The sequence below is a fragment of the Streptomyces deccanensis genome, assembly GCF_022385335.1.
GTDB lineage: Bacteria > Actinomycetota > Actinomycetes > Streptomycetales > Streptomycetaceae > Streptomyces > Streptomyces deccanensis.
The window spans coordinates 9,268,872-9,285,257 of record NZ_CP092431.1 but is presented as its reverse complement, the minus strand read 5'-3'; the positions used below and the strand labels follow the sequence as shown (position 1 = coordinate 9,285,257).

Below are 16,386 nucleotides of genomic sequence, written 5' to 3'. Positions count from 1 at the left end.
TCTCCCACCGGGATGCACCATGGATCGGCTCCCGTGGGGCACCCACGGACGGATGGCCGCCCTTCTCGCGCTCACCTCCGCCGCGCTGTACGGCATCGTCGACTTCGCAGGGGGGATGTTGTCCCGCCGGGTGCACTTCGCCGTGGTCACGCTGCTCGGCCAGGCGGGCGGCCTGCTGCTGGCTCTGGTGGTGGCGTTCGCCGTGCCGGCGCCGGACGTTCGACTCGTGGACGTGGCGTGGGGCGCGCTCTCCGGCCTCGGGAGCGCCATGGCGATGACGTATCTGAACCGGGGTCTGAGCCGGGGCGGCATGACCGTGGTGGTGCCGGTCAGCGCGCTCACCGGGGTCGCGCTGTCCGTGCTGTGCGGTGTCCTCCTCCTCGGTGACCGGCCCGCAGGTGTGGCGTGGCTGGGCATCGGCCTCACGGTGCCGGCGCTGTGGCTGGTGTCGTACGGCGGCCGGCCCGACAGCCGGGCCGGGTCGGGCGGGGTCGGGCACGGTGACGCCCCCGCGACGGGGGCCGGTGACGGCGGCGGGGTGCCCGGGTTCCGGGCGGGTGCGGCCCTGGACGGGCTGCTCGCCAGCGTGGGTGTCGCGGTGCAGTACCTCGGGCTGGCCCAGGCCGGTGCGGGGAGCGGGGTGTGGCCGGTGGTCGCGGGGCGGGCGGCGGCGGTCCTCCTGCTGGTACCGGGCCTGTGGCGGTCGGCCGGACGGTTCCGGCAGCCGGTGGCGGTGTGGGGTGCGGCGGCCGCGATCGGGGCGGGGGCCGCGCTCGCGTTGATCCTCTACCTCTGGGCGGCCCAGCGGCAGATGGTGTCCGTGGTCGTCGTCCTGGCGTCCCTGTACCCGGCCGTCCCCACGGTCCTCGGTCTGACCCTGCTCCACGAACGGGTGAACTTCCGGCAGACGGCCGGACTCCTCGGCGCCATGATCGCGATCCTGCTGCTCACTTTGGGCTGATCCCATGGACCGATGCCGTCGCCCGGCGCGAGCCACCCCAAAACTTGCACAGTTCGTTTTCTTGAACTGTTCGTGTTTATGGGGGTAGGTTGGTCGCCATGACCGCATCCCAGCCCCCGAACACCGCCGAGGAGCTGCGCGGTGCCGGCCTGCGGGTGACGGCCGCGCGCGTGGCGCTGCTGGAGACCGTCCGGGACGGCGACCACCTCGGCGTCGAAGCGATCGCCTCGGGCGTGCGCGATCGTGTCGGCCACATCTCGCTCCAGGCCGTGTACGAAGCGCTGAACGCGCTCACCGGCGCGGGGCTCGTGCGCCGCCTCGAACCACCCGGCAGCCCGGCCCTGTACGAGGGCCGTGTCGGGGACAACCACCACCACCTCGTGTGCCGCTCGTGCGGTGTCGTGGTCGACGTCGACTGCGCGGTCGGGCACGCCCCGTGCCTGACCGCCTCCGACGACCGCGGCTTCGCGATCGACGAGGCCGAGGTCATCTACTGGGGCCTGTGCCCCTCATGCTCCACAGCCGGCAGTTCAGCACCGTGATCCACCCCCGTTTTTCGGAAGGACTCCCCCGATGACCGAGAACCACGACGCGATCGTCACCGACGCGAAGCCCGAGGAGACGGGAGGCTGCCCGGTCGCTCACGGGCGCGCCGCGCACCCCACCCAGGGCGGCGGGAACCGGCAGTGGTGGCCGGAGCGGCTCAACCTGAAGATCCTCGCCAAGGACCCCGTCGTCGCGAACCCCCTCGGTGAGACGTTCGACTACGCCGAGGCGTTCAACAACCTCGACCTCGCGGCCGTGAAACAGGACATCGCCGAGGTGCTGACCACCTCGCAGGACTGGTGGCCCGCCGACTTCGGCAACTACGGCCCGCTGATGGTCCGTATGGCCTGGCACAGCGCCGGCACCTACCGCATCCACGACGGCCGCGGCGGTGGCGGCCGCGGCCAGCAGCGCTTCGCGCCGCTGAACAGCTGGCCGGACAACGGCAACCTGGACAAGGCCCGCCGTCTGCTGTGGCCGGTGAAGAAGAAGTACGGCCAGTCCATCTCCTGGGCCGACCTCATGATCCTCACCGGTAACGTCGCCCTGGAGCAGATGGGCTTCGAGACCTTCGGCTTCGCCGGCGGCCGCGCCGACGTCTGGGAGGCCGACGAGGACGTCTACTGGGGTCCCGAGACCACCTGGCTGGACGACCAGCGCTACACGGGCGACCGCGAGCTGGAGAGCCCGCTCGGCGCCGTCCAGATGGGCCTGATCTACGTCAACCCGGAGGGCCCGAACGGCAACCCGGACCCGCTCGCCGCGGCCCGCGACATCCGTGAGACCTTCCGCCGGATGGCGATGAACGACGAGGAGACCGTCGCCCTCATCGCCGGTGGCCACACCTTCGGCAAGACCCACGGCGCCGGCCCCGCGGACAACGTGGGCGACGACCCCGAGGCCGCCTCCATGGAGCAGCAGGGCCTCGGCTGGAAGTCCACCTACGGCACCGGCAAGGGTGGCGACGCCATCACCTCCGGCCTGGAGGTCACCTGGACCACCAAGCCGACCCAGTGGAGCAACGACTTCTTCGACATCCTCTTCGGCTACGAGTGGGAGCTCACCCAGAGCCCCGCCGGCGCCAACCAGTGGGTGGCCAAGGACGCGCAGGCGATCATCCCCGACGCCCACAGCGACGCCAAGAAGCTGCCCACGATGCTCACCACCGACCTCTCGCTGCGCTTCGACCCGATCTACGGCGAGATCTCCAAGCGCTTCCACGAGAACCCCGATCAGTTCGCGGACGCCTTCGCCCGCGCCTGGTTCAAGCTGACCCACCGTGACATGGGCCCGAAGTCGCTGTACCTCGGCCCGGAGGTCCCGGCGGAGACCCTGATCTGGCAGGACCCGCTGCCGGAGGCCGAGGGCGAGGTCATCGACGCGGCCGACATCGCGGCGCTCAAGAGCAAGCTGCTCGCCTCGGGTCTCACCGTGTCGCAGCTGGTGTCCACCGCGTGGGCGTCGGCCTCCACCTTCCGCTCCAGCGACAAGCGCGGCGGCGCCAACGGCGCCCGGATCCGCCTGGAGCCGCAGCGCGGCTGGGAGGTCAACAACCCGGACGACCTGCGTCACGTCCTGAGCGTCCTGGAGGGCGTCCAGGCGGAGTTCAACTCCGGCGCCAAGAAGGTCTCCCTGGCCGACCTGATCGTCCTCGGCGGTGCCGCCGCGGTGGAGAAGGCCGCCAAGGACGCCGGGTACGCGGTCGAGGTGCCCTTCACCCCGGGCCGCGTGGACGCGACCGAGGAGCACACGGACGCCGAGTCCTTCGCCGCGCTGGAGCCGGCGGCCGACGGTTTCCGCAACTACCAGGGCAAGGGCAACCGCCTGCCCGCCGAGTACCTGCTGATCGACCGGGCGAACCTGCTCTCGCTGAGCGCCCCCGAGCTGACGGTCCTCGTCGGTGGTCTGCGTGTCCTGGGCGCCAACCACGCCCAGTCCTCGCACGGCGTCTTCACCGACACCCCGGGCGTCCTCACCAACGACTTCTTCGTCAACCTGCTCGACCTGGGCACGACGTGGAAGTCCACCTCCTCCGACCAGACCCTCTTCGAGGGCCGTGACGCGGACACCGGCGAGGTCAAGTGGACCGGCACCCGTGCCGACCTCGTCTTCGGCTCCAACTCCGAGCTCCGTGCCCTCGCCGAGGTCTACGCGAGCGACGACGCCAAGGAGAAGTTCGTGAAGGACTTCGTCGCGGCCTGGGCCAAGGTCTCCGACCTGGACCGGTTCGACCTGGTCTGACGACGCGATCACGGCGGCCGGGCCGGCTCCTCACGGAGCCGGCCCGGTCGCTTTTTCGCGTGCGCCGCGGCATTCGTCGGACGAGACCACCCTGACCGCCTGGGACCCCGCCTCGAAGCAGCCGCTGCTCAAGACGGCCGCGGCGGCCCTGACGCGGGTCGGCCCCCGGTCCGTCCCGACCGGGTGGGGGCGATGACGAGTTCCTCGATCACCGTGCGCGGAGGGAGCGTGGCGCACAGCAGTACGGCGCGGGCCACGTCCTCCGGCCGCACCATGGCAGCCCGCAGCTCCGCGCCCGGTGGTTCCGGGCGGCTGTCCAGGACCGGGGTGTCGACCGCGCCCGGCAGGACGCAGGTGGCGCGGACGAGGTCGTCGCCGTAGGTGTGGCGCAGGTAGGTCATGAAGTTGCGCACGCCCGCCTTGGCCGCGCCGTAGGGGGCTCCGCCGAGGGATGTGGGCCGTACGGCGGCGAGCGAGGAGATCGTGATGATCGAGCCGCCGCCGCGCTCCAGCATGTCCGGGAGGACGGCGCGGGTGAGCAGATAGACCGCGGTGAGGTTGACGTCGACGACGGCGTGCCACTCGTCCTCGCCGACCCGGCGGACGTCGCCCGTCCGGCCGGCTCCGCCCGCGTTGTTGACGAGGACGTCGACGGGGCCCGCCGTGTCCCGGGTCCAGCGGATCAGCTCCTCCACGTCGGCGGCGTTCTCGACGTGGGCCGGGCGGGCGAGGGCGGTGCCCCCGGCGGCGACGACCGCGGCGGCCACCTCGTCGAGGGGGTGGGGTCGCCGGCCGACGAGGACCACCGTCGCGCCCTCCTCGGCGAGCATCAGGGCCGTCGCCCGGCCGATGCCGGTGCCGGCGCCGGTGACCAGTGCGGTCTTCCCGTCGAGCGGTCCGGCGCTCCCCCGGTCCGGGTCTCCCATGTCCGTCAGCCCCCTCAGCCGTGAACTCGCCCCCGACTCCGGGCAGTTCACCGCAGACGGGGGCCGGGGTCAACGGGCCGGCAGCCGGACGCCCAGCTCGGCCGCCGCCGACCGCAGCAGCGGCACCATGGCGACCAGGTCGTCCATGCCGCGGCGGAAGGCGGGCGCGGCGGTGGAGAGGGCGGCGAAGACGGTGCCGTCGGGGCGCAGGATCGGCACCGCCACGGCGCGCAGGCCGGGATGGTGTTCCTCGTCGGCGGTGGCGTAGCCGAGTTCGGCGGCGCGGGCGACGTGGGCGCGCAGGACGTCGCGGTCGGTGACGCTGTTCGGCCCGTGCGGGGTGAGGTCGACGCGGTCCAGGAGGTCGGCGCGTACGTCGGCGGGGGCGAAGGCCATCAGGACCTTGCCCATCGAGGTGCAGTGCAGCGGGCCGTGGTGGCCCGGGTCGCTGCGGACGCCGACCGGGAGGGGGCCGTCCACGTAGTGCACGTACAGGTGCCGGGTGCCGTCGAGGACGGACATCAGGGTGGCTTCCTCGGTCTGCCGGGTCACGCGCTGCATCACGGGGAGGGCGGTGCCGGCGAAGCCGTACACCTGACCGGCCTGTTGGCCGAGCTGGAAGAGCCGCAGACCCGGTTTGTAGCGCTTGCCGTCGGTCTCGAACTCCACCAGGCCCTCGCGGCAGAGGGAGTTGACCAGCCGGTGGGCCGTGCTGACGGGGACACCGCTGGCTCGGGCCAGTGCGGACAGGGTGATGCCGTGCGGGTGCTCGCCGACCAGGACGAGCAGCCTGATCGCCCGTCCGACCACGTCCGTGGGTACCTCACCGCCGCTCACGCCGGAAAGTTACCACTGAGTGGAAAAGCCTTCCACGGTTGACAGCGACCGTCCGCCGCACCCACGATGTTTTTCCGTTGAGCAGACAACTTTTCCACTCAGTGGGAAAATAGGGAGACCCTACGCATGACGAGCCACCCCCTCTTCGACGTCACCGGAAAGGTCGCCCTGGTCACCGGGTCGAGCCGGGGCATCGGCCGCGCGCTGGCCGTCGGTCTCCTGGAGGCCGGCTGCACGGTGGTCCTCAACGGCCGGGACACGGTCGCCCTCGAGGGCACCCGCGAGGAGCTGGCCGGCACGTTCGGCGACGCGGTCCTCGCGGAGGCCTTCGACGTCACCGACCCCGCGTCGGTCGCCGGCGCCGTCGCCCGGATCGAGGACGGGGCCGGCCCCCTCGACATCCTGGTCAACAACACCGGCGCCCAACGCCGCGCCCCGTTCCTCGACTTCACCGACGAGGACTGGCACACCCTGCTCGACACCAACCTCACCAGCGCCTTCCTCGTGGGCCGCGAGGTCGCCCGCCGGATGGTCCCCCGGGGCCACGGCAAGATCGTCAACATCTGCTCGCTGCAGAGCGAGGCGGTACGGCCCGGCATCGCGCCCTACGCGGCCACCAAGGGCGGCCTGAAGATGCTGACCAAGGGCATGTGCGCCGACCTCGGGCCGCACGGCATCCAGGTCAACGGCATCGGCCCCGGCTACTTCGACACCGAGCTGACCTCGGCGCTGGTCGCCGACGAGGAGTTCAGCTCCTGGGTGCGGGGCCGGACCCCGGCCGGCCGCTGGGGGAAGGTCGAGGACCTCGTCGGCGCCCTGCTCTTCCTCGCCTCCCCCGCCTCCGACTTCGTCAACGGCCAGTTGCTGTACGTCGATGGCGGCATGCTGTCCGTCCTGTGACCCGGCCGACCCCCAAGGAGCCCCCCATGCACGCGTGTGTTGTCCACGGAGCCGGTGACCTCCGGGTCGAGGAGCGGCCGTACGACGGTCCGGCGCCCGGTGAGATCGAGGTCGCCGTCGCGCTCGGCGGGATCTGCGGGTCCGATCTGCACTACTACCACCGGGGCCGGGTGGGCGACTTCGCGGTGAGCGAGCCCATGGTGCTCGGCCACGAGGTGGTCGGCCATGTCGCCGCCCTCGGCCCCGGGGTCGAGGGGCCGGACGTCCCGGCGGTCGGCGCGCCGGTCGCGATCCATCCGGCGACGCCCTGCGGGGTCTGCCCCGAGTGCGCGCGGGGCACCCGCAACGTCTGCGCCCACACCCGCTATCTGGGCAGCGCGGCCCACACCCCGCATGTGCAGGGCGGCTTCGCGCAGCGCCTCGCCGTGCCCGCCGGTCAGGTGCGGGAGCTGCCCGCCGGGCTCGACCTGCGCCGTGCAGTGCTCGCCGAGCCGCTGGCGGTGGCACTGCACGCCGTGCGCCGGGCGGGCGAGGTACGGGGCAGGCGGGTCCTGGTCACGGGGGCCGGTCCGATCGGCTGTCTGGTCGTGGCCGCGCTGCGGCACGCCGGAGCCGCCGAGGTCGTCGCCGGCGATCTGCACGAGGAGCCGCTGCGGATCGCGTCCGAGGTGGGCGCGACCGCGACCGTACGGGCGGACCGGCCCGACGACCCGAACTGGGCCGGGGTCTTCGATGTGGCCGTGGAGGCGTCCGGCGCGCCCGCCGGGCTGCGCGGCTGTGTGGAGCGGGCGCGGCGGGGCGGCACCGTGGTGATGCTGGGGCTGCTGCCGCCCGGGGAGATCGGGCTGCTCGGCAATGTGGCGGTCACCCGTGAACTGGAACTGCGGGGTTCCTTCCGCTTCGACACCGAGTTCGACGAGGCCCTGTCCCTGCTGGCCCAGGGCCTCCCCGTCGATCCGGTCGTCACGCACACCTTCCCGCTGGAGCGGTCCGTGGCCGCCTTCGAGACCGCCCAGGACCGTACGGTCGCCTCCAAGGTGCTGCTGGATCTGACCGATCGTGCGTGAGTTGACTGTCGTAGGCGGTGATTCAAGGGGTCACCCGAGGACAGACATCACATGACTCCCACGGTGCAGGCGTCGGCGATCGATGGCTCGGTGGCTCGATGGCTCGGGGGCCGGGGGTCAGCGGTAGAGGGCGGGGCGTTCGACGAGTTCCACCTCCGTGCGGACACCCTCGTACTGGGCGCGGACGCCCGCCTCGGAGATCGCCGCGACGGCGTACCCGTCCCAGATGCCGGGCCCGGTGACCTCGCCGCGCCGGGTGGCGTCCACCCAGGCCTGGACCTGTCGGTCGTAGGCGTCCTCGAACCGCTCCAGATAGCTCGGGGTGACCGTGCCACCCCAGCGGCCCGCCGCGTTGACGAGCATGTCGTGCCCTTCGCCGATCCGGGCGGTGCCGTCCTCACAGACGGCCTCGGCCTGCACCTGGTAGCCGTAGCGGGCGCTGAGGAAGATCTCGACGTCGACCACCGCGCCGCCGTCGGTCTCGAAGAGCACGAGCTGCGGGTCGCTCAGGCCCTCGGGGGCGTGCGCGGACGGCCGGGGCCGCAGCACGGTGACGGCGGTGATCTCCTGGCCGAGCAGCCAGCGGGTGACGTCCATCTCGTGGGCCACGGAGTCGTTGATGGCCATGGCGTCGGTGAAACCGGGCGGGGGCGCGGCGTTGCGGTGCCGGTGGTGCAGCAGCAGCGGCCTGCCCAGATCGCCGCTGTCCAGCAGGGCCTTGAGCTTGACGTACTCACGGTCGTAGCGACGCATGAAACCCACCTGCACCCGGCGCCGACCCAACCGCTCCTCCGCCTCCAGCAGCCGCAGCGCGGAGGCGGTGTCGGGGGTCAGGGGCTTCTCGCACAGAACGGGCAGGTCGTGGGCGAACGCGGCGAGCAGAGCCGCCTCGTGCGCGGGGCCCGGGGAGGCGACGAGGACGGCGTCGACGCCCGGCGCGGCCAGTGCCTCGGCGAGGTCGCCGTAGGCCGCGCACCCCTCGACGCCGGCGGCGATCGCCCGGACGCGGTCGGTGTCGGGGTCGACGACGGCGGCCACATGGGCGCCGCTGATCACCTCGGAGATCCGGCGCACGTGATCCGCGCCCATCCGGCCGGTGCCGACGACGGCGACGCCGAGGGAGCCCTGCTGGGTCATACCGGTTCTTCCTTTCGTGGGGCCGCGACGGCGCCCGTCGTCGGCGGGCGCACAGGGTGTCGGTCTCCCCTGGGAAGCCCTTCCTCACGCCTGTGCGGCGGGTTCGCCCGCGAGGGGAGCGGCCCGCGCGGAATTCCGTTTCCCCTCGGACGATCACCGGTTAGGCTCCCCCGGCGCACGTCAGGCGTGTGCACATCAAGGTGGGGGCACGGGGGACATGGTCGACGATTTCGCCGATTCCGGAGCGGGCTCGACAGCGGATCAGGACACGGGGCGGCGAACGGATTCCCGAGGGGGTCCGCCGAAGGAGATGGGGACGGCGGCCCAGGTGGTCTCGGCGGTGGCGACCGTCGGTGTGCTGCTGGGCGGGATGTGGTTGCTGGCGGACCTCCTCGACACGACCCCGGAGAGCGTGGGTCCGGCCGTCTGCTCGTCGTCGGACGACGCCTCTCCGGCGGCCCGGGGCAAGGTCTCGGGCGCACAGCTGTGCACCGCGCTGAACCGCGCCGACCTGCCGAAGCTCCTCGGGACGCCCACCGAGCAGGCGGTGACCGCGTCGGGCAGCGAGAACGAGTCCACCTGGTTCGACGGCACCAAGACCGTCACCCCCGAGGCGAGCGTCGAACTCGACACCTACACCGTGGAGTTGTCGGCGTCGGACGAGGACCTCCCGGTCGCCGAGTCGGTCGGCTATCTGGGGGCGGGGGTCGAGACGAAGACGGTCCTGGGACACGCGGCGGCCCTGTACTCGGGCCAGACCATCTCCATCTCGTTCCGGCTCGACGGCAGTGACGCGCAGTCCGGCCCCGGCGGGGTCGCCCGGCGGCTGCTGGTCGCGACCGACCCGAAGGACAGCGGCGGCACCTTCGAACTCGTCATCTACCGCCAGGACACCCAGATACCCGACGATGAGGCCCTGTTCCGCGTAGCCGAGAAGGTCCTGCCGACACTCCCGGGCTGGAAGCCCGCGACCTGACGCACCGTCGGGCTCCGCCGCGGTCCGGCGGCCTGCGCTCCGCTCACCGACGCCGTCGGGCGGGGGCACACGGACTCGACGCCCGTCCGGGACGACATCGTGGGGACCCTTCACCAGCGGCGCGATCACCGCCTTGATGAGCCGCACGAAGCCGTCGCCCAGTGGCTGGACGGCCGTGCCCACGTCGGGCCAGAGCCGTCCCACGAGAAGCCCGAGGACGAGGGCGAGGCCGATCTGGAGGAACAGTGAGGTGCGCAGCAGACGGGCTGCGCGCCGGGGCTGCGACGGTGACGGGCACTCCGTGCCGTCGCGCACCGGTCGTGTCGGTCTCGAACGGCCGCGCCCCTTCCCCCGGCCTACGCCGACGGCTCCTCGAACGCGTCGACTCCCCAGGCGCCCGCGTGGGGCCCGAACCCGTTCTCGGCGGCCCCCGCCGCCATGCGCGCGTTGCGGGCGTCGGCCTCCGGTCCGTCCGGCAGGTGGTAGTCCTCGCCCGCCCGCGCGGAACCGGCCTGCACCCGCGTGGCGGTGGCCAGTCGGCGGCTGACGTACCGGTCGAGCGCTTCGGGTACGTCGGCGGGTGTCGCGCCGGCGAGGCAGTCCCCGAGCACGGCCGCGTCGACCAGGGCCTGGGCCGCGCCCTGCGCCTGGAAGGGCACCATCGCGTGGGCGCTGTCGCCGAGCAGGGTGATCCGGCCGGTGTTCCAGCGGGCGAGCGGGGCGCGGGTGTGGATGCCGTGGCGCAGGACCGTCCCCGCGCGGCCGAGGACGTCGAGGACCCGGGGGTCCCACCCCTGGAACGCGCGCAGTTGCTCCTCCGGCTCGGCGCGGGCGGTCCACGACTCCGGCGCGGTGTCGATCCCGACGACGCCGACGGCGTTGAGCAGTTCGCCGCGACGGACCCAGTAGTGCACGAAGTGCCGGCCGGGTCCGAGCCAGAGCGCGTACTCCGGCAGGTCCAGATCCGCCACCGTCTCGGCGGGCAGCAGGGCCCGGTAGGCGGCGGTTCCCGAATACAGGGCCGCGTCGGCGCCGAAGAGCCACTGGCGGGCCGCCGACCGTATACCGTCCGCGGCGACGACGAGGTCCGCCCGCAGGCGCTCTTCCCCGGCCGTCGTCACCCACGCCGACCTGTCGTCCTGTCCGATGCCCACGACCCTGGTGTCCAGCCGCACCGAACCGGCCGGAACGGAGTCGGCCAGCGCCCGGTGCAGATCGGCCCGGTGGACCTGAAGGTACGGCGCCCCGAAGGCCTCCTCGGCCTCGCGTCCGAGCGCGTAGTGGCAGATCTCGGTGCCGTCGGACCAGATGCGAAAGCTCAGCCGGGACGGCCGGACGGAGTGGGCGTCGACCGCGTCGAGCAGGCCGAGCCGGCGCAGGACGCGGGTGGCGTTGGGCGCGAGCTGGATGCCCGCGCCGACCTCGGTGAACCGGGGCGCCTGCTCGACGAGCGTCACCTCGCAGCCGGCGCGCCCGAGGCTCAGGGTCGCCGCCAGTCCGCCGATGCCCGCCCCCACGACGATCGCCCTCATGCCCCCACCCCAGGTCGACGTCGTTCCACGCTACCGGCGGACGAGAGGCGGGGGCAGCCGCGCGACGACGCGAAGTCACCGCGCGCGGGTGCTCAGAGGCTCAGAGCGAGGGCCTGCCGTTCAGCTCACGCCTGCTCCGGGCGACGGCGCCCTATGGCCGCCGGTGAGCGGGGCGCGACGCGGCAGATCCGCGCGCCAGGCCCCGCAGGGTACGGCAGACGCGCGTCCCACACCCACGCGGACACAACTGACGCGCGTCCCACGCCCCACGGGCACCGCAGACGCGCGTCCCACGCCCCGCACCGGACATGAGCCGACCGACGACGCTAGCCCCGCTCCACCGGGATCCACAGTTCCGCGTCGGCCTGTGCCGCGTCGGGTGAGAGCCTGGTGCGCAGGATCTCGGGGCCCGGACGGCTCCGGTACGGGTTGGACGGGAACCACTGGGTGAACACGTCCCGCCACAGATGCTGCAGCGCCTGCGGGAAGGGCCCGGAGTTCTCGAACACGGCCCAGGTCCCGGCCGGGACGACCAGCTCGTCCATGTCCTCGGGGGCGGCAACCCGTGTCACCGCCCCGTGGAAGTAGTCGAGTTCCGTGCCCTCGGCCCGGCCCGCGTCGATGTTGTCGCTGATCGAGACGATCCCCTTCGGTTCCTGGTCGGACAGGCTCTCGATGCGGTCGAGCGTCTCCCGTCCGAGGCCCCGGATGAAGTCGGCGATCGCCGGGTTCATCCCCTCGTGCACGAGCGGGACACGGGTCTTCCTCCCCACCACCCGGAACTCCTCCTTCTCCACGATGCGGTATCGCATGCTGCTGCTCCCTTCGACGACGAGGCGGAAGGACATCCGGGGCTGCGACCGCAGACTCGCACCGGTCCGCCGGGCCTCCCCGGGGCCGACGCCGTGCAGGGCGCGGAACGCCCGTGCGAACGCCTCCCCGGAGCCGTAGCCGTAGCGCACCGCGATCTCCAGCAGCGTCCGCTCGTCGGCCAGCACCTCGGCACCGGCCACGGTCAGCCGCCGTCGTCGCACGTACTCCGACAGCGGCATGCCCGCGAGCGCGGAGAAGAGCCGCCGCAGGTGGTACTCCGACGTCACCGCGATCCGCGCCAGGTCCGCCACGTCGATCGGCTGATCGAGATGGCGTTCGATGTGCTCCATGGCCTGGTTGAGCCGCTCCAGCACCCCGGCCTCCTTCCTTTCGACCACCACGCTAGGAAGCGGCCACCCCGCCCCACCCGACATCCTGTGCCCGTTCCGGTCGGGTGGGGACCGCGCCGGTACCGCCGCCCTCGATTTGTTGAGACGTCCTGACATACCCGTTGACATCACCGGGGGACGGCTCCATAGTCATGCCACTAGAGCGCACTAGTCGAGCGCGCTAGTCATCGGGCCCCGGTCCACACACCCACCCTGACCAGCACAGCGAGGTGCGAGGGACATGCACAGACACCATCGAGTCGCCGCTCTGACCGCCACCGTCCTGACCGGCGCCCTGCTCGCCGCCGGCTGCTCCAGCAGCTCCGGCGGCAAGAAGTCCACGGAGAGCGGGGACTCCGCGGCCGAGGGCAGGGCCGACACCCCCCGCATGACCGTGGCCGTGATCACCCACGCCGCCCCCGGCGACACCTTCTGGGACATCGTCCGCAAGGGCGCCCAGGCGGCGGCCGCCAAGGACAACATCGAGCTCGTCTACTCCGCCGACCCCAACGCCGGCAACCAGGCCAACCTGGTGCAGAACGCGATCGACCAGAAGGTCGACGGCATCGCCCTCACCGCCGCCAAGCCCGACGCCATGAAGGACGTCGTCGCCAAGGCCACCGCCGCGGGCATCCCGGTCGTCGGCTTCAACTCCGGCCTCGACGACTGGAAGGAGCTCGGCATGCTGGAGTACTTCGGCCAGGACGAGAACATCGCCGGCCAGGCCTTCGGCGAACGTCTGGACGAGGCGGGCGCCCGGCACGCCCTGTGCGTCATCCAGGAGCAGGGCCAGGTCGCCCTGGAGGCACGGTGCGCCGGGCTGAAGAAGGGCTTCGGCGGGACCACCGACATCCTCTACGTCAACGGCACCGACATGCCCTCCGTGAAGTCGACGATCACCGCCAAGCTCAAGCAGGACTCCTCCATCGACCGGGTGGTCACCCTGGGCGCCCCGATCGCCCTGACCGCCGTGCAGTCGCTCGCCGACGCGTCGAGCAAGGCGAAGCTCGCGACCTTCGACCTCAACAAGGACCTGGTGCGGGCCGTCAAGGACGGCGAGGTCGAGTTCGCCGTCGACCAGCAGCCGTACCTCCAGGGCTACCTCGCCGTCGACGGACTGTGGCTGCACCGGACGAACGGAAACGTCAGCGGCGGCGGCACCGCGCCCGTCCTCACCGGGCCCGCGTTCATCACCCCGGAGAACGTGGACGCCGTGGCCGAGTTCGCGGCGAAGGGCACCCGCTGACCGCCGCGCCCCCACCCCGGTACGACGGCGACGAAGGCGGCCGGCGGCGCGCCCGCGGCGTCGGCCGCTCCCCCGCCGTGGATCACCCCTACCGCGTCGGCGCCCGCCCGCTGGTCCCCCGGACGACGAGCTTCGGCTCCAACACCGCCTCACGCGGCTCCAGTTCCGGCCGCTCCAGCCGTTCCACCGCGAACCGCACCGCGTGCTCGGCCATCAGCACGGCGTCCTGCCGGACGGTGGTCAGACCGATCGGCATGAGGTGGGAGAGGTGGCTGTCGTCGTAGCCGACGACCGACAGATCGCGCGGCACCTCGACCCCGGACCGGGTCAGCGACATCAACAGGCCCATCGCGCTGCGGTCGTTGCCCGCGAGGACCGCCGTCGGCAGGTCCTGCCCCCGGTCGCGTTCGGCGAGCAGCAGCCGGCCGGTCTCGATGCCGGACTCCTCCGTGTGGTCGCCGGGCACCACCCGGGCCTCGGACTCCAGACCGTGCCGGCGCATCGCGGCCCGGTAGGCGCGCCGCCGCTCGGCCGAACCGGGCCCCCGGCCGCCGTCGAGGTGCGCGATCCGCCGGTGTCCCAGCTCGACGAGATGGTCCATCGCCTGCCGTACGCCCTTGCCCTCGGCGGAGTGCACGAAGTCGACGTGGGCCCCCGGGACCCGGCGGCTGACGGAGACGGCGACCGTACGGCGGCCCAGCTCTTCGAGGAACGCGGGCTCGGCGAAGGAGCCGAGCAGGATGAGGGCCTCGCAGCGGTGGCTGAGCAGCGCCTCGACGGCCTTCTCCTCGCTGCGCCCCCGGGTGGCGCCGGAGAGCAGGACCTCGTAGCCGAGGCGTTCGGCCTCGGGGTAGATGCCCTCGATGAGGTTGGTGTGGAAGGTCTGGTGGACCGTGAACATCACGCCGAGCGTGCGGCTGCGGCCGCGTGCCAGCAGCCGGGCCGCGCTGTCGGGCCGGTAGCCGATCTCGTCGGCGACCCGCAGCACCCGCTCCCGCGTCTCCTCGCTCGCCCCCGGCTGGTTGCGGAACACGATCGAGACGAGCGCCCGGGAGACGCCCGCCTTCGCGGCGACGTCCGCCATCGTGGGCCGCTGCTTCCCCGATGCATCCACCTGTGAACCCACCCTCCGTCCGCCGCCCACCTTAGGGCCTGTCCGGGGCGGCCACCTGGGGCGGGCCCTGACCGGGGTCGCGCATTCTTCCGGCGACAGGCTATTGACATGACATTTGGACAGGGGTCATCGTACTCGAACTAGAGCGCGCTAGTAGAGCGCGACAACTTCTACTTCTCGTCGTCCGTCGGCGTGGTCTCTCGGCCACGGCCCGACGGGTACCCGGCGTCCGACCCTCGAACGGTAGGAGCGCGCATGGTTGTCAAGGACGGCACCGCCAAGTACGGCACGACAGGCCCGGGCCCGGTCACGGACGACGCGTCCCCGGCCGTCGCGCGGCGGCTGCGGCTCATCACACTCATCGCCACCTTCGGCGGACTCCTCTTCGGCTACGACACCGGCGTGATCAACGGCGCCCTGCCGTACATGTCCGACGACCTCGGGCTGACGCCCTTCACCGAGGGCATGGTCACCAGTTCGCTGCTCCTGGGCGCGGCCCTGGGCGCGATCACCGGCGGCCGGCTGTCGGACGCGCGCGGGCGGCGCCGGACGATCCTCGTGCTCGCCGTGGTGTTCTTCGTCGGCGCGCTGGGGTGCACGCTGGCGCCGAACACGGCGGTCATGGTGGTCGCCCGCTTCGTGCTCGGCCTCGCGGTGGGCGGCGCGTCGGTGACCGTGCCCGTCTATCTCGCGGAGATCTCCCCCGCCGAACGACGGGGCGCGCTGGTCACCCGTAACGAACTGATGATCGTCACCGGGCAGTTGCTGGCCTTCACCTCCAACGCGGTCATCGCCCGTGTCGGCGGGGAGTCCGGGGAGGTCTGGCGCTGGATGCTGGTGCTCGCGACGCTGCCGGCGGTCGTGCTGTGGTTCGGCATGCTGGTGATGCCCGAGAGTCCGCGCTGGCTGGCCTCCAGGACCCGGTTCGGTGAGGCGCTGGAGGTGCTGCGGCAGGTGCGGTCCCGGCAGCGGGCCGAGGCCGAGCTGAGCGAGGTGTCCGCGCTCGCCGTCCAGGAGGAGCGGGAGAGGCTCGGCGGCTGGCAGGACATGAGGGCCACGCCGTGGGTGCGCAAGCTGATGCTCGTCGGCTTCGGCATCGCGGTCGTGCAGCAGATCACCGGCGTCAACACGATCATGTACTACGGCACCGAGATCCTCACGGACGCCGGTTTCACCTCCGACGGCGCGCTCACCGCGAACATCGCCAACGGGGTCATCTCCGTGCTGGCCACGTTCGTCGGCATCTGGCTGCTGGGCCGGGTCAGTCGCCGCCCGATGCTGATGACCGGTCAGATCGGCACGACGGTCGCCCTGTTGCTGATCGGCGTCTTCTCCCTGACGCTGCCCGCCGGCGACGGCCGGGCGTACGCCGTGCTGGCGATGACGGTCACCTTCCTCGCCTTCCAGCAGGGGGCGATCTCGCCGGTGACCTGGCTGATGCTGTCGGAGATCTTCCCCATGCGGATGCGCGGCTTCGGGATGGGGGTCGCGGCGGTGGTGCTGTGGCTGACCAACTTCCTGATCGGGCTGGTCTTCCCGTCGCTGGTCGACGCGATCGGTGTCTCCAACACCTTCTTCCTTTTCGTGGTGGCCGGTGTCTTCTCGCTCACCTTCGTGAAGCTCTGCGTCCCCGAGACCCGGGGCCGTTCGCTGGAAACCCTCGAAGCCGAACTCCGGTCCCGCTTCTCCTAGTTCACCCCC

The 16,386-nt window shown here is 72.2% G+C and carries 14 protein-coding genes and 1 pseudogene; 8 read left to right on the top strand and 7 right to left on the bottom strand.

Features of this window, described 5'->3' with window-relative positions:
* The first annotated feature begins 19 nt into the window (after positions 1–19).
* From L3078_RS40860 to katG, 3 genes are all read left to right on the top strand, one after another.
* Positions 20–961 (top strand): EamA family transporter, encoded by a 942-nt coding sequence (locus tag L3078_RS40860; protein ID WP_239759265.1) that lies wholly within the window; start codon positions 20–22, stop codon positions 959–961.
* 98 nt (positions 962–1,059) lie between these two features.
* Complete coding sequence (locus tag L3078_RS40855) at positions 1,060–1,503, top strand: Fur family transcriptional regulator (RefSeq protein ID WP_239759264.1); 444 nt, start codon at positions 1,060–1,062, stop codon at positions 1,501–1,503.
* Between the two features lie 31 nt (positions 1,504–1,534).
* Positions 1,535–3,748, top strand: a complete 2,214-nt coding sequence (katG, locus tag L3078_RS40850) for a catalase/peroxidase HPI (protein WP_239759263.1) — start codon at positions 1,535–1,537, stop codon at positions 3,746–3,748.
* A 128-nt stretch (positions 3,749–3,876) separates the two neighbouring features.
* Here the strand turns inward: katG and L3078_RS40845 are convergent, their stop codons facing one another.
* Positions 3,877–4,674, bottom strand: coding sequence for an SDR family oxidoreductase (locus L3078_RS40845; protein ID WP_239759262.1), 798 nt, complete (start codon positions 4,672–4,674; stop codon positions 3,877–3,879).
* A gap of 69 nt (positions 4,675–4,743) precedes the next feature.
* A complete protein-coding gene (locus L3078_RS40840) occupies positions 4,744–5,511 on the bottom strand; it encodes an IclR family transcriptional regulator (protein WP_239759261.1) in 768 nt (255 codons plus the stop codon).
* Positions 5,512–5,637: 126 nt separating this feature from the next.
* Here L3078_RS40840 and L3078_RS40835 point away from each other — a divergent pair, with 126 nt between their 5' ends.
* Positions 5,638–6,411, top strand: a complete 774-nt coding sequence (locus L3078_RS40835; protein ID WP_239759260.1) for an SDR family oxidoreductase — start codon at positions 5,638–5,640, stop codon at positions 6,409–6,411.
* Positions 6,412–6,437: 26 nt separating this feature from the next.
* Positions 6,438–7,478: an L-idonate 5-dehydrogenase gene (locus L3078_RS40830; protein ID WP_239759259.1), complete on the top strand. Its 1,041-nt coding sequence runs from the start codon at positions 6,438–6,440 to the stop codon at positions 7,476–7,478.
* Between the two features lie 117 nt (positions 7,479–7,595).
* Here the strand turns inward: L3078_RS40830 and L3078_RS40825 are convergent, their stop codons facing one another.
* Positions 7,596–8,615, bottom strand: a complete 1,020-nt coding sequence (locus L3078_RS40825; RefSeq protein ID WP_239759258.1) for a Gfo/Idh/MocA family protein — start codon at positions 8,613–8,615, stop codon at positions 7,596–7,598.
* Between the two features lie 310 nt (positions 8,616–8,925).
* On the opposite strand from L3078_RS40825, the gene L3078_RS40820 reads away from it, so the two are divergent.
* The gene (locus tag L3078_RS40820) at positions 8,926–9,591 is read left to right on the top strand and encodes a DUF6215 domain-containing protein (protein ID WP_239759257.1); all 666 of its coding nucleotides are present in this window, start codon (positions 8,926–8,928) and stop codon (positions 9,589–9,591) included.
* Between the two features lie 111 nt (positions 9,592–9,702).
* Here the strand turns inward: L3078_RS40820 and L3078_RS40815 are convergent.
* The 3 genes and pseudogenes from L3078_RS40815 to L3078_RS40805 all read right to left on the bottom strand — a co-directional run.
* Positions 9,703–9,906, bottom strand: a pseudogene (locus L3078_RS40815) (cation:dicarboxylate symporter family transporter); the annotation flags it as partial.
* A gap of 41 nt (positions 9,907–9,947) precedes the next feature.
* On the bottom strand, positions 9,948–11,123 hold the full coding sequence (locus L3078_RS40810; protein ID WP_239759256.1) for an FAD-dependent monooxygenase: 1,176 nt from the start codon (positions 11,121–11,123) through the stop codon (positions 9,948–9,950).
* 326 nt (positions 11,124–11,449) lie between these two features.
* Positions 11,450–12,310, bottom strand: coding sequence for an AraC family transcriptional regulator (locus tag L3078_RS40805; protein ID WP_239760684.1), 861 nt, complete (start codon positions 12,308–12,310; stop codon positions 11,450–11,452).
* 256 nt (positions 12,311–12,566) lie between these two features.
* On the opposite strand from L3078_RS40805, the gene L3078_RS40800 reads away from it, so the two are divergent.
* The gene (locus L3078_RS40800) at positions 12,567–13,571 is read left to right on the top strand and encodes a sugar ABC transporter substrate-binding protein (RefSeq protein WP_239759255.1); all 1,005 of its coding nucleotides are present in this window, start codon (positions 12,567–12,569) and stop codon (positions 13,569–13,571) included.
* Positions 13,572–13,659: 88 nt separating this feature from the next.
* On the opposite strand, the gene L3078_RS40795 is transcribed toward L3078_RS40800, so the two are convergent.
* Positions 13,660–14,655, bottom strand: coding sequence for a LacI family DNA-binding transcriptional regulator (locus tag L3078_RS40795; protein ID WP_239760682.1), 996 nt, complete (start codon positions 14,653–14,655; stop codon positions 13,660–13,662).
* Positions 14,656–14,940: 285 nt separating this feature from the next.
* On the opposite strand from L3078_RS40795, the gene L3078_RS40790 reads away from it, so the two are divergent.
* Positions 14,941–16,377, top strand: coding sequence for a sugar porter family MFS transporter (locus tag L3078_RS40790; protein WP_239759254.1), 1,437 nt, complete (start codon positions 14,941–14,943; stop codon positions 16,375–16,377).
* Positions 16,378–16,386: the final 9 nt, after the last annotated feature.